Below are 26,650 nucleotides of genomic sequence, written 5' to 3'. Positions count from 1 at the left end.
AAAGTAGAATAGAACGATTCTTTCAAACATAAAACCTCTCAGAATTTTTTCTGAGAGGTTTTTGCTATTTTTAATCGATTGAGTTTAAAAGAAATAGCAGTTCCTTGGTTCGTTGAGCCGCTCTTTTTAAATTCTCTCCAGCATTTCCCATCGCTTCTTCTAATGTAGTAATTCGATCTACGATGGGTATTACAGCATGGATACCCACTTTTTTAAACGCTTCACTGTCACCCGTAAACGCACCAACAAAAGCAATCGTTGGAATCCCGCGTTGTTTGCTTAAGCGACTGATTCCAACAGGTACTTTTCCTTGCAGCGTTTGATTATCCAGCTTCCCTTCACCAGTCACTACTAAGTCGGTATCCTTCAGTAGTGTCTCTAGCTGGACTTGTTTTGCAATTAATTCTAGCCTAGAAACAACTTCAGCACTTAACACTTTTCTAAATGCTGCACCTAGTCCACCCGCTGCACCGTCGCCAAAGTGATCTACTTCATTTTCTAAAAGGATACTCTTAAACTGTTCCATTGCCCTTTCATATGCTGACAGCTCTTCTTCTAAAATCCCTTTTTGCAAACCAAACATATAGACTGCCCCATCTGGTCCTGTTAACGTACTCGCTACATCAGCTGCAACGATGAATGTTGTTTCTTTTACACGCGAATCTAATTTGTCCTCGTTTATGCTTGAAATATTCGCTAGATTCTTTCCAACAGGAGTCAACTCTGCTCCTTGATTATCATAAAATCTTACTCCTAAAGCTGCTAGTGCTCCTATGCCACCATCAACCGTTCCTGAGCCACCTAGTCCAATAATAATCGTTTCAGCCTGTTTATCTAATGCTTTTAGGATTGTTTCGCCAACACCGATTGAACTGGTATTTTTAGGATGTGTGGCTTCTTTAAAATCTAAAAATTGGATACCGGCAGCTGCAGCTGCTTCGATAATCGCTGTTTTTGATTCTGCTAGCCAGCCAAAAACTGTCTCTATAGCCTCTCCTTTTAGATTATGAACAGCCACCGTTTCATAGACACCCTGTCCATTCTCTACAAAAACTTCAACAGTCCCTTCTCCTCCGTCTGCAATGGCTATTTCTACAACCTCTATTTGTTCATCTTGGAAAACTTCTTTTATGATACGATTGGCTTCAATACTTGTTAAAGAACCCTTCATTGAGTCCATAGCAGAAATTATTTTCACTGGATTCACCTCCTGTTAAGGTCAGTTGGTATACGATACTAGTCATTGTAACAGCTTTTTCCTTTTATACTAAATGAAAGAGATGTGCTAAAAAGGTAACGATCATCGTTGTTACCATTCCCATTACTGTTGGTACTAGGAAGGATATCCATGTCCATTTGGCACTTTTCGTTTCTTTGTATATCGTCATTAACGTTGTAGAACATGGCCAGTGGTAAATCGTAAATAAAATGGTATTCACTGCTGTTAACCACGTCCATCCATTATCTAGCAAAAGTGTTTTAAATTGATCTAATGAATCGAATTCGAAGAGCATTGATTTACTCAAGTAGCCCATAACCATAATTGGAATAACAATTTCATTTGCAGGTAATCCAAGAATGAAAGCCATTAAAATGGTTCCATCTAAGCCCATTAGACGAGCAAACGGATCAATTGCAGTTGTAATCCAGGTCAATATGCTAGCGTCACCAATCCTAACATTAGCCATTATCCAAATGACTAATCCAGCTGGCGCAGCAACAATAATTGCACGCCATAAAACAAATAGCGCTCTATCAAAAATAGATCGAACAATAACTGATCCAACTTGCGGGTTACGATAAGGCGGTAATTCCAACGTGAATGAAGAGGGAACGCCTTTTAAAATCGTTTTAGAAAGCAATTGAGAAATCCAAAAAGTAGTTAAGATTCCTAAAATAACCGTCCCTGCAAGAAGAATAGCTGAAAGTAAACTGCTTCCTAAACTTACTGAACTGCCCACAAAAAACATCGTGATAATTGAAATTAAAATAGGAAAACGTCCATTACATGGCACAAAATTATTTGTTACAATCGCAATTAATTTTTCTCTAGGTGAATTGATGATTCGTGTTCCTGTTACGCCAGCCGCATTGCAACCAAATCCCATACACATTGTCAGTGCTTGTTTGCCACAAGCCCCTGCATTAGCAAAGTACTTATCTAAATTGAATGCGACACGTGGTAAATAGCCGAAATCTTCTAGTAAAGTAAAGAGTGGAAAGAAAATGGCCATTGATGGCAGCATCACGGAAATAACAGTCGATAAGACAGTGTAAATCCCATCAATTAATGCACCTCGTAGCCACTCAGGCCTATTAATAAATGCCGCAAATTGATTCAAGTAAGCCCCTATTGTACCAAACATACTCGCTAAAGCATTAGATGGAGCATTTGCACCTTGTATGGTCAACCAAAAAACAACCACTAATAATAAAATCATAATGGGAATACCCGTTAGTTTTTGTGTCAATATCTTGTCTAGCATACGGTCACGGCGATTGCGATCTTCTTTTGTGAAAATAATCACATCGTTAACTATGACTGTAGCTCGATCTAATAAGGTTTTTGTATTCTCTTCTTGATTTTCTTTTAAACCATCTAACGCTTTTTTCATGTAAGGATTCATTTTAAGTTATTCAGAGACTACTTTATCTAAAGCAGTCATCAAGTTATCTAAGCCTTTATTTTGACGTGCTGCTGTAGCAATGACAGGAACTCCTAATAACGATTGCAATTTTTCAATATTAATTTCTATGCCTTTTTTATGCGCTTCATCCATTAAGTTCACGCAAACTACTACCTTATCTGATAGTTGCATAATCTGTAAGAATAAGTTTAGATTACGTTCTAGCGAAGTTGCATCACAGACACAGATCGTTGCTTCAGATAAATCCGATTGAATAAAGTCTTGTGCTACTTCTTCTTCTTCTGAATTTGAGGATAAAGAATACGTACCCGGAAAATCAACTAAACAGTAATAATTATTTTGGTGTTGGCTCGTTCCTTCTGCAATACCAACTGTTTTCCCGGGCCAATTACCTGTGTGTTGTTTTAAACCGGTTAATTGGTTGAAAACAGTGCTTTTTCCAACATTAGGATTACCTGCTAAAGAAATAACATGGCCATTTTTTTCATTTTTTAAGATAAACTCATCTGACATCGTTTTTCTCCTTTAATTCTACTTGTATGTATTTAGCATCTTCATTACGGATTGCAATAACCGTTCCCCTCACTTCGAAAGCTTTTGGATCTTTCTTGGGGCTGACCAAGACTAATTTGACTACTCCTCCAGGATAAAAGCCTAAATCCATTATACGTTGCTGCATTTGAGCATCAGGATGAGCTACTTTAGTTACGACCACTGAATGATCGCTAGTTAATTTTGATAACTCCATTACAAGACTCCTTTTATTTTTAAGGTGCACCTAACTCTATTTGATTCCACGCTTTAAGCACGAAGGTTTCAATCTTTTTTTAGCTGATTTCGTAGAAATTATCTATTTTAAATTTAAATTTGTCGTTTCAAAAATATAATCATTATACCTACTAAAAAATCTTTTTAGTAACTAAATGAAATGCGAAATCTAGTTCCAGTACTATCTAGTACAGAATCTGTCTTATTAATTTTTTATATCCCTTATCTTGCTTTTGATTTTAATTTTATTTACGCTAATTTTGTTTACGGCTAATTTAATTTTTGAAAATTCATCTATTTTTTATTTGTTCCTATTTTGCTATAATAAAACTACACTGAATAGCACACACTATTTTATATGAGGAGGATGAAGTATGTGGACAATCAAAACATTTGAAGAACTTACGAACAATGAACTTCATCGTATCTATAAAGAACGGACATCTGTCTTTATTGTTGAACAAGACTGCGCCTATCAAGAAGTCGATGACAGTGACCTCACAAGTATTCATTTCTTCAAACAAACTGATAACGTCTTTATGGCCTATGCCCGTTTAATTATAGAACCTAACAGCACTCGGATTGGTCGTGTATTAGTTCCAAAAGAGCAAAGAAAAAACGGATTTGGGCAAGAGTTATTAACCGTTATTTTATCCTACACCGATCAACATTACCCTGGACTTCCAGTAAACATCCAAGCACAAGCCTATCTGCAAAATTATTATGCTGCATTCGGTTTCCAGTCTATTTCAGAAATATACTTGGAAGACAATATTCCACATATTGATATGGTAAAAATTAGCCTTATCGCCTAACCAACTAAAGAGAAAATAAGTTAACGACTCAGCTATACTTTATTAAATCTTTTACTATTTTTTTGTTTAGATATCTTATATCGTTTTGAATCGTCATACAAAAAAGTCCAAAGATAAATTTATCTTTGGACTTTTTTATCTATCTAATTTTTTATGACCCTTTCTGCTTATACAGAAGTATCTTTAAGAGAAAAGGTAAATCGCTCTTTTCATTCTCTATTTAGAAAGTAAAAAAGACTTGAATGTGTACGGCACTAGTACCTGACACTCTTCAAGCCTAAATAATCTATTGTGTGATGCGTTGCATTGCATCTTGAACTGATTCGTACTCTCCAAATGCCGAAAAACGAACGTAGCCTTCACCACTCGGGCCAAATCCTGAACCTGGCGTCACAATAATTTGTTTTTTTTCTAGTAGGAAATCAAAAAATGCCCACGATGTCATTCCTGCTGGCGTTTTAACCCAAACATAAGGAGCGTTTGTACCTCCAAACACTTCATAACCAGCTTCCATCAAATACTCACGAATCATTTTTGCATTGCGTAAGTAATAAGCAATTTGCTTTTTGATCTGTTTTTTACCTTCTTTAGAATACACTGCTTCTCCTGCACGCGAAACAATGTATGGCGCACCATTAAATTTTGTTGAATGTCTTCTTGCCCACAGACTGCGCAAAGCAACTCCTTCACGAACCAATTCTTTAGGAACGACCGTATAGCCTAAGCGCAATCCGGTAAAACCGGCTGTTTTTGAAAAACTTCTAACTTCGATAGCACACGTTCTAGCTCCTTCAATTTCATAAATAGAGCGTGGAATAGCTGAATCGGTAATGAAAGCTTCATAAGCTGAATCATAAATAATGATAGCTTCTTCTTTATTTGCATAATCAACCCACTCTTTTAAAGCTTCCTTTGTTAAAGTAGTCCCTGTTGGGTTATTCGGATAGCACAAGTAAATCAAATCAACATGGCTTGTTGGCAATGAAGGAGTAAAATTATTTTCACTTGTTGCTGAAAGATACGTCAAGTCGCTCCACATTTCTGTTTCAGCATTATATGTCCCCGTACGTCCACTCATCACATTACTATCCACGTAAACCGGATAAACTGGATCACCGACAGCAACCTTATTATCTCGTCCAAATATTTCTTGTATATTTGCCACGTCACCCTTGGCTCCATCTGAAATAAATACTTCATCTATTTCGACATGCGCGCCTCTTGCTTCGTAGTCGTGTTCAACGATTTTTTCGCGTAAAAATGTATATCCTAAATCGGGTGCGTAACCATGAAATGTATCCATATTGGCTTGTTCATCGACTGCTTTATGCAGCGCCTCCACAACAGCAGGTACTAACGGTTGCGTAACATCCCCAATTCCCATTCGAATAATTTTAGCTTCAGGATAGTTTGTTTGATAAGTAGCCACTTTTTTTGCAATTGTAGAAAATAAATAACTTCCTTTTAAGTCTAGATAATCGTGATTTACTGTAACCATTTACACTTCCACTCCTTTAAGGTCTATCGTTCCTTTGTATACTGTTGTAGCCGAACCAGACATATAAATGACTCCTGTTTTTTCATCCCATTCAATCGATAAATCTCCGCCTAGAAGTTTTACTGTTACTTTCCTACCTGTATGTCCATTTAGATACGCAGCTACTACAGCAGCGCAAGCGCCGGTCCCACAAGCCAATGTTTCACCAGACCCTCTTTCCCAGACACGCATCTCAATTGTCTTATTATCGATAATTCGGATAAATTCTGTGTTAACTTGCTTCGGAAATACCTCATGGTGTTCAAAGGATGGACCTATTTTTTCAATTTCAATTTCTTTGGTATTTTTCACAAATACCACAACGTGAGGATTGCCCATTGAAACGGCCGTAATTTGGTAGATTTTTCCGTCTACTTGCAAGGATTGGTTGATGCATTCTTCCTCAGCCCAAACCATAGGAATGTCTTTCGTCTTTAAAATAGGCTTTTCCATCGCTACACGAGCTCCAGTAACTTCATCATCCACTTTTTTTAATTCGATAGTTTTGATGCCACTTTTTGTCTCAACCGTTAGTGTCTCTTTAATAGTTAAGCCTTCATCATAAACAAATTTCGAAAAACAACGGATTCCGTTTCCACACATGGCTCCTTGTGAACCGTCTGCATTGTACATTCTCATCATAAAATCAGCTCTATTAGACGGCCGAATTAAAATTAATCCATCCGATCCGATACCAAAATGTCGGTCACTCACAAATAAAGAAACAGCTTCTGGATTTGTTATCCTTTCATCTAAATCATTGACATAAACATAGTCATTACCAATACCATGCATCTTTATAAAATCCATTTCGACACCTCTTCAAATTTATTAATTATTGATCAGATAGTTAATTATAAAATAATTTATTTATTTAAGCGAAGATTTTTAGTTAAATTGATAAAAAATAAAAAGTGACACCTTATTTTTCCATTCATTTTCTAAGTATTTTTCTTTCAAAAGTTAATAAAAAACATACCCCTAAAGGTACACGAATTAAACTTCTAATTAATTTACGATTATCTATATCCAGCAACATTTTTATCTTGTTCACAAAAATACTTGACTAACATACCCCTGTAGGGTATGTTTATATTGTGAAAAAACAATCAAATTTAAAGGAGACTTCCTCATGGCTCAAAAAATACTTATTATCGGCGGTGTAGCTGGTGGTGCTACAGCAGCTACTAGACTTCGTCGTTTAAACGAAGATGACAACATTATCCTTTTTGAAAAAGGCGAATACATTTCATTCGCTAACTGCGGCCTTCCGTATCATATTGGTGGGGAAATTAAAGAACGTGATAGCTTACTTCTTCAAACTGTTGAAGGTATGGAGCAACAATATGCATTAGATATTCGTAATTTTTCTGAAGTAACAACCATTGATCCGATAAATAATATCCTTTCTGTTTTAAATCATCAAACAGGTGAAACCTATACAGAAACCTTTGATAAACTAATTATATCAACTGGTGCTAAAGCTATCACACCAGCTATCCCGGGAATTGAAACAGCTGAAAACGTCTTTTCATTGCGCAATATTCCTGATATGGATCTAATCAAAGAATACATCACAAAACATGCGATTCAAACCGTAACGGTCATTGGTGGTGGATTTATTGGCTTAGAAATGATGGAGAATCTTAAAGAGTTGGATTTAGATGTTCAGCTAGTTGAAATGGCGCCTCAAGTCATGCCAAATATTGATGTTGAAATGGCGCAACAATTGCATACTCAAATCAATATGCATGGGGTCAATTTATTATTAAATGATGGTTTAAAAGAATTTAAAGAAAACGGCAAGAAATTACTTTTAACAAGCGGCACCGTATTGGATACAGATATGACTATTTTATCTATCGGAGTTACCCCGGAAAATACGCTTGCTAAAGAATCCGGTATCGAGCTTGGCTTCAAAAATGCCATTAAAGTAAACGAGCAACTTCAAACAAACTACCCGGCTATCTTCGCTATTGGTGATGTTATTGAGGTGAAAGATGTTGTTGACGGCTCACCTACTAATATTCCGCTTGCATGGCCAGCGAACCGTCAAGGACGCTTAGTAGCAGATATTATCAACGGCATTCCAGCACACTATCCAGGTACGCAAGGAACATCTGTTGCGAAAATTTTTGAACTGACTGCTGCTTCAACTGGAAATAGCGAGCGCATGTTGAAAAATAAAGGCATCGACTTCCAAGTCATTCATGTTCACCCCAATTCACACGCTGGTTATTACCCTGGTGCTAGCCCGATTCATTTAAAATTACTTTTCGGAAATGACGGAAAAATTCTAGGTGCACAAGGTGTAGGAACAAAAGGGGTAGACAAGCGTATTGACGTAATTGCTACCGCTATGAAATTCGGCGCAACAGCAGATCAACTAGCTGAGATTGAATTGGCTTATGCCCCGCCTTATTCTAGTGCAAAAGATCCAGTGAATATGTTAGGCTATACAGCTGATAACATGATGAATGATAAAATCAGAACCTTTCAATGGCATGAAGTGGATGCGTTATTAGATCAAGGTGCTTTCTTTTTAGATATTAGAGAAGATTTTGAACGGGCAACAGGTTCATTACCAAAAGGGACCTTCATCCCATTAAACCAATTGAGAAATAGATTAGCTGAATTGCCAAAAGACAAGACTATTTATGTTTATTGTCAAGTTGGACAACGTGGTTATAACGCTGCAAGAATTTTAATGCATCATGGATTTGATGTGAAAAATCTTGATGGTGGCTACAAAACTTACAAAATTGCAACGTATGCTTTGAAAAATAAACCTTTCAAAAAAGTAAGCAAAGAACAACCCATTGAAGCTACTCAAACTTGTCCTTTAACGACGATTGAAGTGGATGCTTGTGGTTTGCAATGTCCTGGCCCTATTTTGAAAGTAAAAGAACAAATGGACCAAATGTCTAACGGACAACAAATGATTGTTAAAGCAAGTGATTTTGGCTTCAGTGCTGACATCGAAGCTTGGGCTAAAAGTACAGGTAATACAGTCTTAAAAAATGAAATTAAAGGCGATAAAGTTGTCGCTACATTGTCAAAAGGAAATCTTTTACAAAATACAGCTTCTCTTCCTCAAGATGGCGTGATGAAAGAAACAAAAGAGGGCGCAACAATGGTTGTTTTTAGTGGCGATATGGATAAAGCTTTAGCTTCTATGATTATCGCTTCAGGCGCAGCTGCTATGGGTAAAAATGTTACTATCTTCTTTACTTTCTGGGGACTAAGTGTCTTGAAAAAACAGAAAATGAAAAAGCGTGGCATGGCAAAATTATTTGATATTATGCTGCCTAATAATGCCGATAGCTTGCCTATTTCGTCAATGAATATGGGCGGTGCTGGTGCTAAAATGATGAAGACTGTGATGAAACAAAAAAATGTTGATCCATTGCCTGTTATGATTGAAAAAGCAAGCAACTTAGGGGTTAAATTTATTGCTTGTACAATGAGCATGGACATCATGGGAATCGACAAAGAAGAACTATTTGATTTTGTTGAATACGGTGGTGTCGCGGCTTACCTTGGCGATAGTGAAGAGTCTAATTTAAACCTATTTATTTAATAAAAATTTACCATTCTTATATAAAAGGGTATACTATAACCGACTTTTAGAAAGAAGGGATACAATGGACAAAGAACAAAAACAAGAGCAAAAAAAGAAAATCCTCAATCGCTTAAAACGAACAGAAGGCCAAGTCCGTGGTATTCAAAAAATGATTGACGAAGATAAAGAATGCATTGATGTCATCACACAACTAAGTGCAACTCGTGCCAGTATTGACCGTGTGATGGGTATCATCGTTGCTGAAAACTTGAAAAATTGTTTTGAGAATCCAACTAACGATTTACAAGATCAAGCCAAAAAAATTGATCAAGCTATTAAGATGATTGTTAAAAAATAAAAAACTAAGCGAGCTGACTTCATTACTAATGGAGTCAGCTTGCTTTATTTTTAAAAAAACAACTCTTTCTAGAAGATCGTACTTATATTTCTTTAAAAGCTCTTTTTTGCTCGTCTCATTTGTGAGATACTCGTAAGCGTGACTGAAAATGGAGGGAACAAGGATGATTTATATTAAAGAAGCAATTTTACACATTTTCGATTTGAACAGCAATGAACCGATTTTTTCTTTTGCTGGACTAGATTTGACAGAAAAATTTACGTTTGATTATCTTCACGCTATGATAGAAAAAGTAGAGGGCTCTGATAATATGAAAACGGGAATACTGTCAGAAGACAATTCCTTGGTTCAATCGTTCAATGCGATTCAAGATGACTTTACTGAAACAACAAAGACTCTGACTGAAAAGTTTTTTTCGATTACAAAACTCAATCCAGAAATACCACCAGCTGATTTATTATTTGTTTATTTTACGTTAGATGAGGTCCCTTGTTTGGGGCTATTCAAACTAAACTATTCCGATAGCATCACACATTATATTTCATATGAAGAAGAAACATTAACCAATCAATTGATTGTCAATCGTTCAATCTTGCCTAATGCACGCCAAGCCATTCAAGAAGGAATGGTCTTACAGTTAAGCAATCTAGAATACCACGTGATTGAGAAGAAACATTTGATTACTGAACTAGCAGAGAAAATGTTCTATTTCACTGAACTATTCTTAGAAGATAAACCTCAACCAAGTCTCAAAGAAAATATTTCTATGATTAAAAAAGCTGTTCAAAAAACAAGTAAAGCTTTCAATGATGAAGAGTTTCAAGTACTAGCAGATACAAAAGACGCCTTAGTTCATAGTATGACTGAAGAAAATGTCATAGATAATAAAGTCATTGCTGAGACTCTTTATGGGAATAATCAAGAGAAAAAAGAAAAGTTTTTTGAAGAAATAAAGGAATTAGGATACGTAGATAAAGCGCCTGCGGAAGTCGCTGTGGTTGGACCAAAATATACTAAACAAAAATTCCGTTTAGATAATGGGATAGAAATTAGCATTCCAATTGAACTCTATCGAGATCCAGAAGTTGTTGAGTTTATTAACAATCCTGATGGAACGACTTCAGTAATCATCAAGAATATTGAGAAAATAAAAAACTTGTTTTAATAAAAAAATTATCTAATGATAAATAGCGTCCTAATAGAAAACTAGTTTTCTATTAGGACGCTATTTATTTTATTTCTAGTATTAAATTCAAAAATTTTTTTTATTTTTCTTTTCTGATATAGATAATTTAATTACTTATTCCTGAATAATTCATACCTTTAATTTTTTGTTGTTTTTAATCAATTAACACACTTTTTTCAAATTTTTTTCAAATTAACGTTTAATAGTTTTACTTTTTGGTACTTAATTCATTTATTTATTGGTTTCTCATTAAGAAAGTACGAATTTTGGGCATAGTTGGTCCTTGGTTTTGATTGGTTTTTTTTAAAAAAATTAAGGAGTTTTTAAATATAATGCCGAATCCTTTGGATTCGATTAAAGACGGCATAAAACTCCGCTTGATAAACATGCGAACTAGAAATTTTTAGATACATTTCTCTCGCAGTACTCACTAGTTTGCCAGCTACTTTGAATAAGCGAAGACGAATCGTATTAATTTGAAGTCCTTTATAATTTTTATCAAAACAAGTTGTACGCAAAAAATTGATTAGGTTGTATGCAAGGACACTTATCATCATACGTGCATGATTTTCAATAAATTTAGGGCTATCTGTCTTATCAAAATAGAAACCATTTTTTGCTTCTTTAATGTAGTTTTCCATAGCACCACGCTTTTTATACGTCTTAAAAACTTGTTTTGATGAAATATTTTCTGAAAAATTTGTGACAATAAACGTATGCTTGAAAAGTAATTCACCCATTTCTCGAATGGATTGAATGCATACTCTACGCGGTTTAGACCAAGACGCTGCTTGATAGGAAACGGAATAATAGTATTCTTCTTTTTCATTCCAAGGATAATTATCGTCGTAATACACAAACTCTTCTGCTAATCGGTATAAATTATTATTATGTTTTAGGCGAATGACAAAGTTTGACCCATATTCTTCGCATAACTCATAAATATCAGGTGTTGCAAATCCACTATCTCCACGCACTAAAATATCTGTCGTAGGGACTGCTTGATTATAATGATCTAATAACGGTTCAAGAAACTCTTTAACTCCTTTAGACGTGTATTGATTTCCTGAACGAAGTTTAGCTTTTAAAAAATCGCCCGTTAATCCATCGAATGCGACTAATGGATGATAACCGTTTGTTCGATAGTGGGCATTATAATCTGTTTGTTCCTGAATACCGAAGGTATCAGAGTGTGTAGAATCCAAATCAATAATCATATTCATATCATTGCGAACAAATCTCGCTTGGTCAATTAATGTTTGATTAAAGGTTTGTAAATCATTAATCGTTTGGTCTGTAATGCGATCAAGAAACCGAGAGATAGTCGGTTGAGAAGCCAAACACTCTTCTTGTGACAGAGTTTGTAATACTGGATCATACTGTAAGATAGTCGCAGACGAATCAGCTTTATAGCCAGCAATTAGTTGAAGAATTAGTTGTTTTAAAATTTTATGGTTAGTGTGTTTCCAATAACGACGATTTTCATTATATGAAATGAGTTTTTTTGACAATTCTTCAAAATGAAAAGTATCCATTAATTCATCAACTAAAATTAATCCTGAATCACTCGATAAACGACCACCTGTATGAGAGACATATAAATGGTTATTGAATTTCATTGCTTTTTCTTGTAAAGTAATCATTGAGAGAACCCCTTTCTATTGGTTGGTTGTGATGATATAACCATAGCAGAAAGGGGTTCTTTTTTCATCACCTAATGGGTGATAAAGCAAATTAGTTTAAACGCTGTAAAATCAACATCGATTAGTATTTTTAGAAAAGCTATGAATTATTCAGGTTATTATAGATTTTTTAATTTTAATAAGTAGTTATTTTCTTTTTTTTCCATCTGTTTGCTATCAAAAGAATACTCGTAAGAATCTCCACCTGTTATAATGATCTGATATTGTTTTTCTTCATTTAAAGATAACTCAGTAATTTCTTTCGCATTGATTGTGTAGAGCCAATAATAAATATCACCATTTAAACTACCTAATATTTTTTTTTGCTTATCTTTATACGGTATAAAGGCTATATTGTTTATGATGATCCCTTTATCAATTAAAGGCAAAGACATAGTATCTCCAACTTTGACTCCTTCATATTCTTTCATAAATCTATTTAATAAATTCAGACTTTTCCCTTTTGAATCTATGCTTTCAAAGTACGCATCCAGCATATTTTGAAAACCTTTAGAAATATCTTTAGTCGGTATTGAGAAATATAGAGTATCTTTCATTACAGATTTCTTTACTTTTTTTATCTCATTTAATTCAAGATACTTTTCAGATAATATATCTTCGCCTACTTTCTTTTCTTGAGTTAAAGAAAAAGAAAGTATTCCATCAAGTTTATTTTCTTTAGCATAGAATTGACATATCTTTATCAGTTCTACTCTTTCTTGATTATATTTTGACTCATTATTATTTTTAATAAAATTATCTACTTTTTCTAAAGCTATTTTTAACAAATCGATGCTATTTTGTTTATAAAGTAGTTCTAAGACAAATTTTAAATTTCTTGAATTTCCCATTTTCATTTCTTTTTCTTCTGAAATAAGAGTTTCAAATACTCTAAATAGGTCTAAATAATATTCTTGAGAATTTTTATAGTAATCAACCAAGTGGTTAGCTATTTTTTTCTTTTTTTCAGGATATTCGTATGCATTAATCATATTTAAATAAATATCATTATTGTGATGACATTCATTCTCTACTGGTCTTACTATTTTAGGAACTATAGCTTTTTTGATTACAGTATCTACTAATACTTGGTCATTTACTATTATTTTTATTTGTTCTTTCATTTTAAAGTAGTAAAGAGTACCGTATGTTAAATCTCTTTGAGTAACTGAACAATTTTCAAAAGAAGCAGTACTACTATTATCTATTAGTAAATAAAAATAACGTCCAATTTCTATCTCAGTGACTTTAACTTCATCAGCAATTTCTTTGTCATCAAAAAATAAATATTGTCTATATAAGTCCTTCTTTGAATCAATTAATACCATTTTATCTTGTGTAATTGCATACCTTATTTTATTTGAAAATAAGGTGCATTCGTTATCAGTAGAATCTATTTTATAGCTAACTCCTCCTTCGCTTAACTCTATTTCCTTTTCGCTTAATAATCTTTGATTATCATAGAACTTAACGATTGCTTTTGATTGTTTTATTTTTTCTGGATTAATAAAATAGTGAGGCGTTTGAATATAAAATAAGGGATTAGCTTGATTTTTTATTTTCACTTTAATTATAGGTTTTTGAATAGTATTCAGTTTTGATTTTCTTACTTTATCTTTTATCCCAAAATATATTTGACTTTTTAATGCTTTCTCAAATAAAACATCAAGTCTATTTTTTGAATCATAATTAGGTATTTGATTTTTACTGATCTTGTCAAAATATGAAAAATATTTTTTTATTATATGTTTGACTCGAGTATTATTTGTTAAATATGCTTGCATAAATGATTTGGGTATTGATTGTAATTGTTTAGTTATTAATGTTGGTCTTATTTCTTTAATATCTCTATCTTTATTCAATTGGCTTTTAAAAACAATTTTTAGATAGTTTAATAGTGCATCTACATTCTCGGCTGATATATCCATACCTAAATCTTCTGAATACATAAAATATATTATTCTTATGAGCCTTGAACTATAATTATAAGGGATGACACTTTGCATTTGAATGGTTTCTACATATTCATTTCTAGTAGTCCCTTTATAATAAGGTAAAGAATTAGTTGAAATAAACGAAGATATGTAGTCTTTAATTTCATATTGCAATAATAGTTCTTCCATCTGATATTTTTCACTTAATTCTTCCCAAAATCGACTTCCACTAACTTCATACATACAAAAAAGAATGGCAGCCATTGTTACAATGGTAGCCCTCTCACTATAAGTATATTTATAGCTATTACTGCTAGGATATTTCACTATTTGCTGTGCTTCTAACTGTATTTCTTTGTACATATCTTCTTTTATGTTTAGAAAGCCCAAAAGTCTTTTTTTATTTTCAATTGAAAGCTCTTCATCTTTTTTTATTAAGTTATCAATCTTATCTTGTAACTGTTTCATTCATTCACCTTCAGAATAGTCAGATTTTTTTATAAGTTCTAAGCTACATTATAACGAATTAATGTATTATTGTACTTATTTTTTAAAAAAAGTATCCATTATAGCAAAATAATAAAAAATACTTTTTTCCATTCTGTTGATATTGATCGAGTCAAATAGTTCTTCCTCTCTCCTTCCTGATGTATAATAGAAAAAAGGTTGTTAACGGAATACTTGCACCGAATCTTTTAAAAGAGACAAAACAAAAAGGAGGGCATTAAAATCAGACTAAATCGTGAAGAGACGCTCAATGATTTATATAACCTTGTTCTCAATCCTGGAACTCGCGAATGGGAACGCTCTTTATTAACGATTGCTAAAAACAGCTTGGAAGAAAAGGCTAATTTTGATACTCTCCTTGCAAAATTAGAAGCCCAATTGCGTCCACTTGCCTTAAGAGGGACATTAACTCCTGATGTAACAGATTTTTATAATAAGCTAACTGGTAATTCTGCTACGAGTCCATCCTTTGATTTAACGAAACATTACACAAATAATGTAGTCCATCAAGACTCAGCTATTTTTGCAGGAGGCTGTTTTTGGTGTATGGTCGAACCTTTTGAAACTCTCAATGGGATTGTTTCTGTCTTATCGGGTTATACTGGAGGAGAAATAGCTCATCCGACTTATGATCAAGTAATCAATCAATCTACTGGACATGTTGAAGCTGTGGAGATTATCTTTGATACGAGAATCACCCATTACGAAGAGTTGTTAACTCTTTATTGGCAACTCACTGATCCAACAGATGCATTTGGTCAATTTCAAGATCGTGGCAACCAATACCGTCCCATCATTTTTGTTAGAAATGATAACCAACGTGCGCTTGCTGAAAAATCAAAGCAACAGCTAGTCGACTCTGGTAAGTACAAGCAACCGATTGTTACGCTTATCCGACCAACCACCATATTTTGGCCGGCTGAAAATTTTCATCAACAATTTTATAAAAAGAATCCAAGTAAATACAAAAAAATTGAACGAGCTCGAAAACAGTTAATGGTTTATCAACAGTTACACAATAAAATACAAGCTAAATCCAGCTGGTTTAACTAGTTTTTTAAATCAACTTAATTTCCAATAAAAATGATGGAGGATAGATCATGGAAAACCTACTAAACATACCAACACTGCTAAATCAACACCATGCCTTTTTTAATACAAATCGTACTAAAGAGGTTTCTTTTCGTATTACTCAATTAGAAAAATTATACGCGGCTATTTTAAAATACGAGTCACAGATTAATGAAGCTTTAAAAAAAGATTTGGGAAAAAGTCCTACAGAAAGTTACGCAACAGAAATAGGGTTTGTCTTAACTAGTATTAAAGAAGCAAAGAAAAAACTACCTAAATGGGCGAAAGATCAGACTGTCTCAACCCCTCTTTTTCTCTTCCCTTCAAAAAGTAAAAAACACCATGAACCATATGGAACTGTGCTTATTATTGGTCCTTTTAATTATCCTTTTCAATTGCTAATTGAACCGTTAATTGGTGCTATTTCTGCAGGAAATACCATTGTTTTGAAACCATCCGAAATGGTACCCACTGTTTCAACAGTTATTCAAGAAATGATTGCTGATACATTTAACGCTGATTATATTTCTGTTATTGAAGGTGGTATTGAAGCAAATATTGAGCTATTAAAGCACCCATTTGATTACATCTTTTTTACAGGAAGTACAACGGTTGGAAAAGAAATTATGAAAGCTGCTGCTGAGCACTTAACTCCGGTAACACTTGAACTGGGTGGAAAAAGTCCTGCACTTATCTTAAAAGATGCTGATATCCAACAAGCTGCTAAAAGAATTCTTTATGGGAAACTACTTAATGCAGGACAGACTTGTGTTGCACCAGATTATGTCCTCATCCACAAAGATCTCAAACAATCTTTTATTGAGGAATGTCGAAAAGTTATTCAACAGTTTTATGGACCTATTGTACAAAATAGTCCTGACTTTCCAAGAATTGTTAACGAAAGACACACGACTCGCTTAATGAGTATTCTAGAAGAATCTAAAGACGAAATTTTGTTCGGTGGGCATGTCGATTTAACTGAGCGTTACGTTGAACCGACTTTGCTTGAATCTAATTGGACCTCTCCTGCTATGAAAGAAGAACTTTTTGGTCCACTATTACCCATTATTAGCTTCGATGACTTAGATGAAACAATCGTACAAATAAATAAGCGGTCTAAACCTTTAGCTCTTTATATTTTTTCTAACGATAAAAACACCCAAAATAAAATTATCCATGAAACAAGTTCAGGTGGTGTGACCATTAATAACACCATTTTCCATCTAGTTTCTCCTAATCTACCTTTTGGTGGAGTTGGTCATTCTGGTATGGGCTCTTATCACGGGAAATATAGTTTCATGACTTTTTCACATGAACGAAGCATCTTATCTTCTAAAAAAGTAGAGGCGCCATTTATCTTTCCACCTTACTCTGATAACAAGTTAAAATGGATTCGTCGTTTTTTAAACTAACTAATTGTATTTACAACTGCCTATTAACTATTTTTCACACAAAAAAGGGATGCCGATTTTTCTTAGAGAAAAATCAGTACCCCTTTTTTACTATCTTTATTCAATCGACTCTTTTAACGGTTGGCAAACTTCACATTTGCGTTGGTTTTTATTTTTGAACTTAGTAAATGTTTTTTCAAAGTTAGCGCCACAAGTACATTTAAACAATAATTTTTGAGAAAAACCATGGTATTCTGTCGTTAACAGCTTACTATCTGAATTTTTTTCAACATATTCTTTCACTAGTGTTGCATAAACATAGCTTAATTTGACCTCATTTCTTGTTTTTCTGAAAAAAGGCAAAAAAAGGGAGTGCTTACGCAAAAGATGACTATTTCCAGAAAATTTTGCTTATTCAACTGATTCCATTACCAACGGACACCCTTTCTTTAAGGGTCTAAGTCGGTATCAAAAGATTAAACCATTCTTCTGCCGGTTGAAATAACAGATAACGAAAAAATCGTTTGATTTGGAAAACAGACTGTTTACTTTTTGTTTTTAACTTAATCAAATAGGTTAATAAACTGGCAATCATGGCTAAAATCAGCTGATTGACAACCCCTTTTTCACTTCTCGAAAAAAACTTTTTAATCGTCATATGTTGTTTAATATGCTTGAAGAACAGCTCTATTTGCCAACGTGCTTTGTACATTTCTGCAATGTCAGTAGAGGAGCAGTCAAAACGATTGGTAATAAACTGGAGAGTTTTCCCCTTTTTGTCTTGAACGGTTACTAAACGAAATCTGGACGTTAGATGGTTCTGAGCACCTAATGCGACCATTTGGTCGCTGATAACGGACTCACTCTTGGAAGCTACTAATGGTTCTAAAACATGAACTTTTGTATTCTTTTTGATTCTTGTCACAAAGAAGTAGCCCTGCGAGTGCATCGTATCTAATCGTTCAAAATCAAGGTAACCGCGATCAAACACATAAGTCGCTTCAGGTTGATTAACCAATACTTCTAACTGATTTGTATCGTGCTCGACGGCGTTAGTCAGTGTGAATTCATCTGGGTAAAGATGTTCATTATCCATAAAGCAAAGTTTTAAGTGAAGCTTAACTCCTGATTTTGTTTTACGAAAATCAGCCCATTGATAAAGGTTTTGGTTAAGTGAAAACGTCGAAGAATCAATTAGGTAGAGACTATTTCGTTTCGTTACGGGCCTTTTATTTTTAGCCTGACTAACTAGCTGACTAAAAATGGCTAAAAGAATCTCTGAATCTATTTTTGAGAGAGTTCTAGAGAGCTGAGAATAACTGATACTAGTCATACACATTTCTTTTTGAAGTTCTTTCGAAACAAAAGCCGCATCCATCTCTCTAAGACTTTCTTTTTCGTCATTGATTCCATGAAGAAAAAGTTGAAGAGCTTGGAAGAAACTAAGTTTCTTATGGTATTTATCAAAGTCAACAATCTTTTTTTGAATAGAGCTTGGTAAAAGATTTAGCTTAATGGAAGAAAACCATTTATTAAAAGCAGAATTTGTTTTATACTTATCCATGTGTTAGGTCCTTTTTATTGGTCTTGGATGAGTCATCTGAGTTCAGTATAAAGGACTTTTTTGCATATTGGAATAATATAAACAAATTTGTGAAACACATAATGTTTCATGCAACACTAGTGATATTCTTTAATTTTACCTATTGTCCATTGTTTATTCATTCTTTTATTCCTCCATATTTATCAGCTGATGAAATCTTCTCTTATCAACTCCTTATTGTAACATGAGTAGATACAATTAAACAGATGACTACTTTCCCCTGCAGCTAGATTAGCTACAGTTTGAAGCACTTTTTTATAGAACTATTAAAAAAATGCTCTCATTATATAGTATCCTTATAAAAATGCTTAGTGTTATAATAAAAGAAAGAGCAACAGAACAAACCTTTTCTAATACTTTCTACTAAATAAAAAGAGAGCGGGGATAAAAACATGAATAGAACAATAAGAAGAATCATGATTATTGGAGCAGCTTTTTTATTTAGTCTGACTTTTGGTGAAACCGTTTTTGCAGAAAATAAACTTTCAGATATCACGATTGAAATTGAGTTGCAAAAAGATGGATCTGCTAAGGTTACAGAATATCGGACAATGATAATGGATGAGGGTACAGAACTCTATATTGTGTTAGATGATTTACAGAACTCAGCCATGCTTGATTTTTCAGTAGCCGGCTTTCAAGAGTCGAAAACATGGGATGGCGATGCCTCATTAGCAGAAAAAGCTAACCGCTATGGGACTGTAGAAACGGGTACTGGATTAGAACTCATTTGGGGTATTGGTGAATACGGTAAAAATGATTATATCATCTCTTATACCTTATCAAACTTGGTTCGTGAACTGGAAGACGGACAAGCCTTATTATGGAATTTTGATACTTTTTCTGATATTCCAGCAGAAAATTTAACGGTTAAACTTACTGGATTTGAACCTTTTACAAAGGAGTCGGTGCGCTTATGGGGCTTTGGCTTTGAAGGCAATCTCCAACTAAGAGGTCAGACTGTTGTTTGGCGGGCAGATGAAGATGTTGATAGCAGTAACAAAGTAACGGTTTTGCTTCAATTCCCACAAAAACAGTTTAATACGCAAGTTACTGTCGATCAAACGTTAGAAGAGCAGTTAGAAATGGCGACTGAAGGCTCTGCTTACAATGACGAGACGACTTCGGATACAGTATTTTTTATCGTTTCGCTATTAATACTAACCGTTATTCTTGGAGGAATTATTTTAAGTATAATCTATTATAAAAAGATGAAAAAAGCTAAAAAAGAAATCGGAGAAATGCGTTCTGGAGCACAAAGAATAAAAGCTAGTAAAGGTATTATTTTAAAAGAGATTCCATATAAAGGCAAAGATTTTGCTGGACTTGCTTATTTGTTGCAAGATTTTAATAAAGGTTATTTTGAAGATTACTTCTCAGCGTATCTATTAGAATGGTCTGCACAAGAAAAGATTGCCATTCACGTAGACCAAAAAAACTCCTTTTTTGGTGATACGTTTAATACAGAAATAGAAATCTTCCACTATGAAGAAGAACTTGCTCGTTACCCTCAGTCTTTTGGTCATTTTATTAATGAATTAGAAAGTGGCTCTGGCGAATCTTATGAGACTGGTCTATGGTTAATGTTAGTCGATGCGGCTAATCGTGATGGCTTCATCAAAGATAAGGATATGACTACTTGGGCAAAAAAACACGCTAAGGAAGTAGAAAAACTAGCTAATTATTTAATTGAGTATTCGAAAATGTATTTAGAAAAAGAAGGACTCCTTTCATTTAAAGAAATTAGCGTCTGGAGTACCACTCATGAAGTAGCTGTTGTTAGTTCTGAGGGGGATAAGTTAGTTGATCGTTTAATCCAATTTGACAATTATTTAGAAAAAATTAAACTAAAAGAATTTAAAGGTAAACATACTCCGTTCACTTTCAGAGAGCTTTTATTCTGGAATATCTTATACTTTAGGAGTGAAGAAATAACAAAAGAGTTCAAAGGAATTACTCCCGGTCAATATTATGACTACGATGACAGTAATTATATGTATCAACCATTGTATTGGCACGGCATGACCGGCTTCAGAAATGACTGGTCTAGTGGATTAGAAAGTGGTGGATTCCATTCAACCGCTTCATCTGCTGCAGCTGGAATGGGCGGTTCGACTTCATCTGGCGGCGGTGGCGGTGCTGGTGGAGGTGGCGGCGGAGGAGCTCGCTAATCTAATCTTTTTAACTGGTAGTAGAAAAACACACACGAACTAGATAAAACTAGTTTGTGTGTGTTTTTGATTTTCAATTTTAAAATTTTTTTATTAAAGATAAGAAATAATAGTTATAGTAGAACTTTTTTGCTTTAACCTATTCTCTTTTCTAACCACTCAATAATGTCTTTCATAACCTCATCTCTATTCGTTTCATTCAAAATCTCGTGTCTAGCTCCTTCGTATAGTTTCATCTCTAAATCTTTAACCCCACATACTTCATATCTCTTATACAGTTTTTTTACACCTTCACCAAAATCACCAACCGGATCTTGTGCTCCTGACAGAATAACTATTGGTAAATTTTGGGGTATCTTTTTGTTAGTTTCTTTATCTTCAATATGCTCTAAGTTCTCTATCAACTCGTCGTAGAAACTGATTGGAAATAATGTTCCACAGTACAGATCATTAACATACTTAGCTAATTCATCTGCATCTCTTGTTAACCATTCATACCCCGTTTTCTTAGGATAGAATTTCTTATTAAAACCACCGAAAATTAAAGAGTCTACAAATTCAGATTTAGCCTTTCTACCTTTGACTAACATCGCTAACTTGACTAACCATTTCCCTGCCTTTAAAGGCAAACCTTGTTCCCCGTTAGAACCAGAAAGAATAAGTCCATTAATTTTATCTGGGTAGTTCATGATATAGCGTTGAGCAGCAAACGAGCCCATACTATGGCTAAATAAGTAGATAGGTAAACCTGGATTTTCTTTTTTTATCCTATCTGATACTGTTGCTAGATCCTCTACTAATAACTTAAAGCTACCTTTTTCTCCTAAGTAACCTAACTCATCGATACTTGCAGCTGTTTTACCATGTCCTCTGTGATCATTGGCATAAACAATAAAGCCTTTTCCATTTAACACTTTAGCAAATCTTTCATACCTCGCTGCTGTTTCAGCCATCCCATGAGAAATTTGGACTACTCCTTTTGGTTCTTGATCAACTGGTATCCATTTATATACCATTATTCCAGTTTTGTCGCTAGATAGAAATGTAAAGTTCTCACTTATTGAATTAGTCATCATCCTCACTCCAATTATCATTTTACCAATTAGATTTCTTTTGCTTTTATTTTTTGACCTATAAAATATTCAGGTTATTCGAATAAAATAAGATGCTTTTTTTATCATAGTTATCTGCCTATTTATTATTTTTCTTTTTCCAAAAAAATTATGCTACGAAATAATCGCTAATAAATTCTTAGGATATTTAAGAATATAGGTTGGATTCTTAAATTGTACTACCTTTAGACTTCCCCATGATGCAACAGCAAAATTCATTTCCGCATTTTTAGCTGATTCAAAATCAGATAAAGAATCTCCAATGTACAAACACTTTTTAGGATCAATACCCAATAGAGTTGTACATTGTAAAAGCGGTTGGGCGTTTGATTTATGTTTTTGGGTATCTTCAAGCAAGACCACCTCAGAAAAACAGTCATGTATTTTTTTGTATTCTTTATCAATCGCATATTGCTCTCTATTCTTAGAAGAAACAACCGTTTGGATAACTTTATTATCAAAACTGCGAATAATGTCCTCAAAGTTATAATAAATACTTGCTTTAGTCTCGTATTCATTTACGTATCTAACCCACCGTTCATAAACAACAGGAACATCTTTTATACCTAAAAGTTCTAAAACTTTAAGACCAGAAAATAACCTATAATGCCTTAATTCATCATAAGTCACTTGACTATCCATCTCTTCTTTTATAATTTGCATTAAAGGATAAATAGTCATATCAAAAGCATTGACAACGGGTTCCATCTAAATCATATATGATTGCCTCGTATATCACTTTTATTAACCTCTTTCCAATTTATCCATTCTTATATGCATAAAATTTATCGCATATATTTTTTTATTTCTTCTTTTGAATTACGTATCATCGAGATGCTTGAGTCATATTGTTTAGATGCATACGTGTAAAACAGCGCATCTACTGCAATAAATTGTGCATGTAACGAACTCGTCGCAGCACTTCTCAACTCTGCCTCTTTTGATCGAACAGTCTGAATGGAATAATCAACTTTTCCGGCTACAGAATTGGCACCAAATTGAGTCAAACCAATTGTTCTAATTTTGTAACTTTTTGCAATTTCTACCAGTCTTATAACTTCTTTTGTTTCACCAGAATTAGATATTCCTATAAAAATTGCTTCTTTAGGTGCGGTAACTAAAATAGATATTAGTATATGCGGATCCGTCGCGCATGTAGTCGGCTTTCCTATCCGATTCCATTTTTGCGATATATTTTCAGCTACTAGATGAGAAGCTCCTATACCATACACATAAATAATTGGTGCATGTAAAAGTACATCTACGACCTCATCAATTCTTTGATCATTTAGCTGCTCAATGGTTTCTTTCATTGATTGATAGGCATTGCCTAGTAACTTAGCTTTTATTTCATGAACAGGCTCATTTGCTTTGATATCAAAGTACCCTTCAAAAGTTGGACTTTCAATTTCTGAAGATAATTTTACTTTTAATTGAGTAAAACTCGGTATATCAATACTTTTGCAAAAACGTATAACTGTTGCTGGGCTCGTGCCTGCGCGAGTAGCCAGTTCTAACGCTGTCATATTAATTGCTTCAGACGGTATTTTTAAAATCAGCTCACCAATTTTCTTTTCAGAATTTGATAATTCATTAATAATACTTCGAATTCGTCCTTGTATATTTTCACCAATCATTTTTTTACCTCCTTAGCCCTAACTGCTATTGCTTTTTTATTATCTCATGAAATAAAAAAACAATCATCCTTTTAAAGATGATTGATTACCTTTAATTTAACTATAATACGTAATTTTACCTAGAATAGCCCTGCTACTTGCTCCAGTTGCACTAGGAACATTACTTGGTTTATGGTGAAGGGTTTGATTTCCTAAAATAGTCATCGCTATTGCTTCTTTAGCTTCTGAAGAATGCCCTATTTCTTCTTGTATTTGAACATTGACCGTCGGCAACTGTGCTTTAAGCATCTTAATTAAAGTCTCGTTGTAACTGCCCCCTCCTGCTACAATCAAATCGGTATTCTCATCGATAAATTGTTTCAGATTTTCAGCGATTGATGAGGCTGTAAATTGGGTTGCAGTAGCAATTAAATCATTTGGTTTTATTGGCCATTCTTCAACAAGTCGCTGTGTGAAGTCTTCCCCGAATTCTTCTCGTCCCGTTGTTTTTGGGTAACTCTTAGCAATAAAGGGATGAGTCATTAGCTGAATGAATAATTCTTGGTTTACTTTTCCAGCTGCTGCATATGCTCCACCTTTATCATATTGTACTTGATAAAAATGACGACACAATTCATCAATAATCATATTCCCCGGACCTGTATCGAAAGCTACTAACTGATTGAGATCTGCATTTTTAGGAATAACCGTTACATTTCCAATTCCACCAATATTTTGTAGCAATCTCGTTCTTTTTTTATCCTTATATAGGATATATTCTGAATAAGGAACAATTGGTGCACCTTGACCGCCGAGAGCCATATCTCTTTCTCTAAAATTTGATACTACAGTCGTCTTAGTCTCTTCACAAATAATAGCTGATTCACCGATTTGTAAAGTAGAAGAAAATTGATTCGATTTTGGAATTGGCAAATGATAAACGGTTTGCCCATGGCTTGCAACAAAATCTAGTTGCTCTACTTGAATGCCTTTTTTTTCACAAATATCTTTCACGGCCTCAGCAAATGCGTATCCTAACTCAACATTTAAGCTGCAAATCAATGCTACATTAGATTCTTCAATCGATAGCACTTTCTTAATTCGTTTAATTGTTTCTTCTTGAATTGGATAAGTCTCAAATGCAAGTAATTGAACATTTGTTTCTTCATCCTCGCCTGAAATTTCTACTAAAGCGGCATCTATTCCATCTAGCGATGTCCCTGACATTAGTCCAACCGCGTAGCTCATACAACCAATCCCTTACTTATTTTTTTAAACTATTTATTTCTTTTTGCATTTCAATCATTTGCAATATTAATGTCTGTTCTGCCATTGCAGTCATTAATTGGTCCTGAGCATGAACTAATAAAAGACTAATTTTAATCTCATCTCCACGAATCTCATCTTGAACTAATTTTGTTTGTGTATTATGCGCTAACGTCATTTCAGCTTTACACTCACCTAGCAAGCGCTCCATTTCATCATATTCTCCTGCTCGCGCTTTTTCTAATGCCTCATAAGCCATTCCACGAGCATTTCCACCATGTATAATAATTTCAAAAATACGTTCTTCCATGCTTAAACACCCCACCTAGTTAGTTTATTTCACTTGATTAAATTTGAATTTTTGCCAAGGCTTAATATAATCAAGCAATAACCATTCTTCTTCAACAACATGTCCTACAACATTCGTCTTACCTGAATTCTCCATTGCTAAAAGAGCCAGTTGTAATTCTCCAGCGTAATGAGCATAAAGAGAGGTTTCCACAATAATATCTCCACGATTCATATTTGGCGTATGGAATGGCGGAAATTCATGTCCTTTGTATTTCACTCTACTTTGAGTGGAACGAATAACATAATCCGATACATCTCCTCGATTAAAATGAAACTCTTCCAAAACAATTTTCTTTTCTATTTCTGGAATTGACTCTACTAATTCACAATTTAATGTTAACTGATAGGGATCAATTTCACTTAAAGCTTTCAATTCTTCTTGCGATGCAAATGAGTTCGCAATGATGACATCGTCGATTAGTTCGGTTGCCCACAGATGCTTAGCTTGAACAACAATTGGCAACTCTCGGTGCATTTCAAGAGTACATAGACCTTCATTTACCGGCCACGGTCCTACATTAGCCGTTGGTGAACTAATAAAGGCTGCTGTTATTAATCCTTTATCCTTATATTGTTTTGTTGTTTCAATAAAATGATTGAAACTCAATCCAGTATAGCGATGAGGGTAAAAATTGTGACACCCTAATAATTTATCTGCATTAGCTTGATAGCTCAAAATATTTTCTAAATACTTTGTCCCACTGCTAATGTTTAACTCTATTTTTAAGTCTTGAGGATTAAATGTCATAATTGATTCTTCATTGCCTGTAAATCCCATATCTAAACGAATTCCATCAGCGCCAATTTCCTTGAAAAAAGATAAATCTTTGTAACTAATTCCTAATTCACCGAAAACTTTTGGACTAACATCTGCTATAACTTCCATACCGTTTTCTTTAGCACATTTAATAACTTCTGTAAATTCAGCAACTATTTTTTCTTTTCCTTCTTCAACAGATAATAAGCATGTAAAAATACGCTTAAATTTATATTTTGCCGCTAATGCAATGTATTCTTTGATTTCCTCTAATTTACTATGATTTGGATAGACTGAAATTCCTAATCTTCTCAC

General features: G+C 34.1%; 23 protein-coding genes. 7 read left to right on the top strand and 16 right to left on the bottom strand.

The window, feature by feature from the left end; translation table 11 throughout:
• Positions 1-70: 70 nt before the first annotated feature.
• From B9Y54_RS04680 to B9Y54_RS04670, 4 genes are all read right to left on the bottom strand, one after another.
• Positions 71-1,198 (bottom strand): glycerate kinase, encoded by a 1,128-nt coding sequence (locus B9Y54_RS04680; RefSeq protein ID WP_085559182.1) that lies wholly within the window; start codon positions 1,196-1,198, stop codon positions 71-73.
• 64 nt (positions 1,199-1,262) lie between these two features.
• The gene (locus B9Y54_RS04675) at positions 1,263-2,615 is read right to left on the bottom strand and encodes a nucleoside recognition domain-containing protein (protein ID WP_218140967.1); all 1,353 of its coding nucleotides are present in this window, start codon (positions 2,613-2,615) and stop codon (positions 1,263-1,265) included.
• 18 nt (positions 2,616-2,633) lie between these two features.
• On the bottom strand, positions 2,634-3,161 hold the full coding sequence (locus B9Y54_RS12730) for a FeoB small GTPase domain-containing protein (RefSeq protein ID WP_218140968.1): 528 nt from the start codon (positions 3,159-3,161) through the stop codon (positions 2,634-2,636).
• On the bottom strand, positions 3,151-3,396 hold the full coding sequence (locus B9Y54_RS04670; RefSeq protein ID WP_085559181.1) for a FeoA family protein: 246 nt from the start codon (positions 3,394-3,396) through the stop codon (positions 3,151-3,153). Before B9Y54_RS04670 ends, B9Y54_RS12730 begins: the two co-directional genes overlap by 11 nt.
• A 394-nt stretch (positions 3,397-3,790) precedes the next feature.
• Here B9Y54_RS04670 and B9Y54_RS04665 point away from each other — a divergent pair, with 394 nt between their 5' ends.
• Positions 3,791-4,231 carry a GNAT family N-acetyltransferase gene (locus B9Y54_RS04665; RefSeq protein ID WP_085559180.1) on the top strand — a complete coding sequence of 147 codons (441 nt, stop codon included), beginning with the start codon at positions 3,791-3,793 and terminating at the stop codon, positions 4,229-4,231.
• A 286-nt stretch (positions 4,232-4,517) separates the two neighbouring features.
• Here B9Y54_RS04665 and B9Y54_RS04660 read toward each other — a convergent pair whose 3' ends face one another.
• Together B9Y54_RS04660 and dapF are read right to left on the bottom strand one after the other, a co-directional pair.
• A complete protein-coding gene (locus tag B9Y54_RS04660) occupies positions 4,518-5,729 on the bottom strand; it encodes an LL-diaminopimelate aminotransferase (RefSeq protein ID WP_085559179.1) in 1,212 nt (403 codons plus the stop codon).
• Entirely contained in the window at positions 5,730-6,578 is an 849-nt protein-coding gene (gene dapF, locus B9Y54_RS04655) for a diaminopimelate epimerase (protein ID WP_085559178.1), read from the bottom strand.
• 322 nt (positions 6,579-6,900) lie between these two features.
• Between dapF and B9Y54_RS04650 the strand changes: the two genes are divergently transcribed.
• The 3 genes from B9Y54_RS04650 to B9Y54_RS04640 all read left to right on the top strand — a co-directional run bounded on the left by B9Y54_RS04650 (position 6,901) and on the right by B9Y54_RS04640 (position 10,853).
• Positions 6,901-9,348, top strand: a complete 2,448-nt coding sequence (locus tag B9Y54_RS04650) for an FAD-dependent oxidoreductase (RefSeq protein ID WP_085559177.1) — start codon at positions 6,901-6,903, stop codon at positions 9,346-9,348.
• A 64-nt stretch (positions 9,349-9,412) separates the two neighbouring features.
• Positions 9,413-9,688, top strand: a complete 276-nt coding sequence (locus B9Y54_RS04645; protein ID WP_085559176.1) for a metal-sensitive transcriptional regulator — start codon at positions 9,413-9,415, stop codon at positions 9,686-9,688.
• 163 nt (positions 9,689-9,851) lie between these two features.
• Complete coding sequence (locus B9Y54_RS04640) at positions 9,852-10,853, top strand: nucleoid-associated protein (RefSeq protein WP_085559175.1); 1,002 nt, start codon at positions 9,852-9,854, stop codon at positions 10,851-10,853.
• Between the two features lie 344 nt (positions 10,854-11,197).
• Here the strand turns inward: B9Y54_RS04640 and B9Y54_RS04635 are convergent, their stop codons facing one another.
• On the bottom strand, positions 11,198-12,517 hold the full coding sequence (locus B9Y54_RS04635; RefSeq protein ID WP_085559174.1) for an IS1380 family transposase: 1,320 nt from the start codon (positions 12,515-12,517) through the stop codon (positions 11,198-11,200).
• A 158-nt stretch (positions 12,518-12,675) separates the two neighbouring features.
• Positions 12,676-14,958 carry a hypothetical protein gene (locus B9Y54_RS04630; RefSeq protein WP_085559173.1) on the bottom strand — a complete coding sequence of 761 codons (2,283 nt, stop codon included), beginning with the start codon at positions 14,956-14,958 and terminating at the stop codon, positions 12,676-12,678.
• Positions 14,959-15,219: 261 nt separating this feature from the next.
• On the opposite strand from B9Y54_RS04630, the gene msrA reads away from it, so the two are divergent.
• On the top strand, positions 15,220-16,050 hold the full coding sequence (msrA, locus tag B9Y54_RS04625) for a peptide-methionine (S)-S-oxide reductase MsrA (RefSeq protein WP_085559172.1): 831 nt from the start codon (positions 15,220-15,222) through the stop codon (positions 16,048-16,050).
• A gap of 47 nt (positions 16,051-16,097) precedes the next feature.
• On the top strand, positions 16,098-17,480 hold the full coding sequence (locus B9Y54_RS04620; protein ID WP_085559171.1) for an aldehyde dehydrogenase: 1,383 nt from the start codon (positions 16,098-16,100) through the stop codon (positions 17,478-17,480).
• Positions 17,481-17,576: 96 nt separating this feature from the next.
• Here the strand turns inward: B9Y54_RS04620 and B9Y54_RS04615 are convergent, their stop codons facing one another.
• Entirely contained in the window at positions 17,577-17,843 is a 267-nt protein-coding gene (locus B9Y54_RS04615; RefSeq protein ID WP_234987815.1) for a hypothetical protein, read from the bottom strand.
• A 73-nt stretch (positions 17,844-17,916) separates the two neighbouring features.
• Positions 17,917-19,023: an IS4 family transposase gene (locus B9Y54_RS04610; RefSeq protein ID WP_085559169.1), complete on the bottom strand. Its 1,107-nt coding sequence runs from the start codon at positions 19,021-19,023 to the stop codon at positions 17,917-17,919.
• Between the two features lie 431 nt (positions 19,024-19,454).
• On the opposite strand from B9Y54_RS04610, the gene B9Y54_RS04605 reads away from it, so the two are divergent.
• Positions 19,455-21,233: a DUF2207 domain-containing protein gene (locus B9Y54_RS04605; protein ID WP_085559168.1), complete on the top strand. Its 1,779-nt coding sequence runs from the start codon at positions 19,455-19,457 to the stop codon at positions 21,231-21,233.
• Positions 21,234-21,367: 134 nt separating this feature from the next.
• On the opposite strand, the gene B9Y54_RS04600 is transcribed toward B9Y54_RS04605, so the two are convergent.
• The 6 genes from B9Y54_RS04600 to B9Y54_RS04575 all read right to left on the bottom strand — a co-directional run bounded on the left by B9Y54_RS04600 (position 21,368) and on the right by B9Y54_RS04575 (position 26,650).
• Positions 21,368-22,306 carry an alpha/beta hydrolase gene (locus tag B9Y54_RS04600; protein WP_085559167.1) on the bottom strand — a complete coding sequence of 313 codons (939 nt, stop codon included), beginning with the start codon at positions 22,304-22,306 and terminating at the stop codon, positions 21,368-21,370.
• Positions 22,307-22,459: 153 nt separating this feature from the next.
• Positions 22,460-23,053 (bottom strand): HAD-IA family hydrolase, encoded by a 594-nt coding sequence (locus B9Y54_RS04595; protein ID WP_085559166.1) that lies wholly within the window; start codon positions 23,051-23,053, stop codon positions 22,460-22,462.
• Between the two features lie 77 nt (positions 23,054-23,130).
• Positions 23,131-23,982, bottom strand: a complete 852-nt coding sequence (locus B9Y54_RS04590; RefSeq protein WP_085559165.1) for a MurR/RpiR family transcriptional regulator — start codon at positions 23,980-23,982, stop codon at positions 23,131-23,133.
• Positions 23,983-24,078: 96 nt separating this feature from the next.
• Positions 24,079-25,209, bottom strand: a complete 1,131-nt coding sequence (gene anmK, locus B9Y54_RS04585; RefSeq protein WP_085559164.1) for an anhydro-N-acetylmuramic acid kinase AnmK — start codon at positions 25,207-25,209, stop codon at positions 24,079-24,081.
• A 16-nt stretch (positions 25,210-25,225) separates the two neighbouring features.
• Positions 25,226-25,537, bottom strand: a complete 312-nt coding sequence (locus B9Y54_RS04580; protein WP_085559163.1) for a PTS lactose/cellobiose transporter subunit IIA — start codon at positions 25,535-25,537, stop codon at positions 25,226-25,228.
• Between the two features lie 24 nt (positions 25,538-25,561).
• The gene (locus B9Y54_RS04575) at positions 25,562-26,650 is read right to left on the bottom strand and encodes a DUF871 domain-containing protein (protein ID WP_085559162.1); all 1,089 of its coding nucleotides are present in this window, start codon (positions 26,648-26,650) and stop codon (positions 25,562-25,564) included.

The organism is Carnobacterium iners (assembly GCF_900177385.1).
Classification (GTDB): domain Bacteria; phylum Bacillota; class Bacilli; order Lactobacillales; family Carnobacteriaceae; genus Carnobacterium_A; species Carnobacterium_A iners.
The sequence above is the reverse complement of the archived record's forward strand: the minus strand, read 5'-3'. Positions and strand labels throughout refer to the sequence as shown.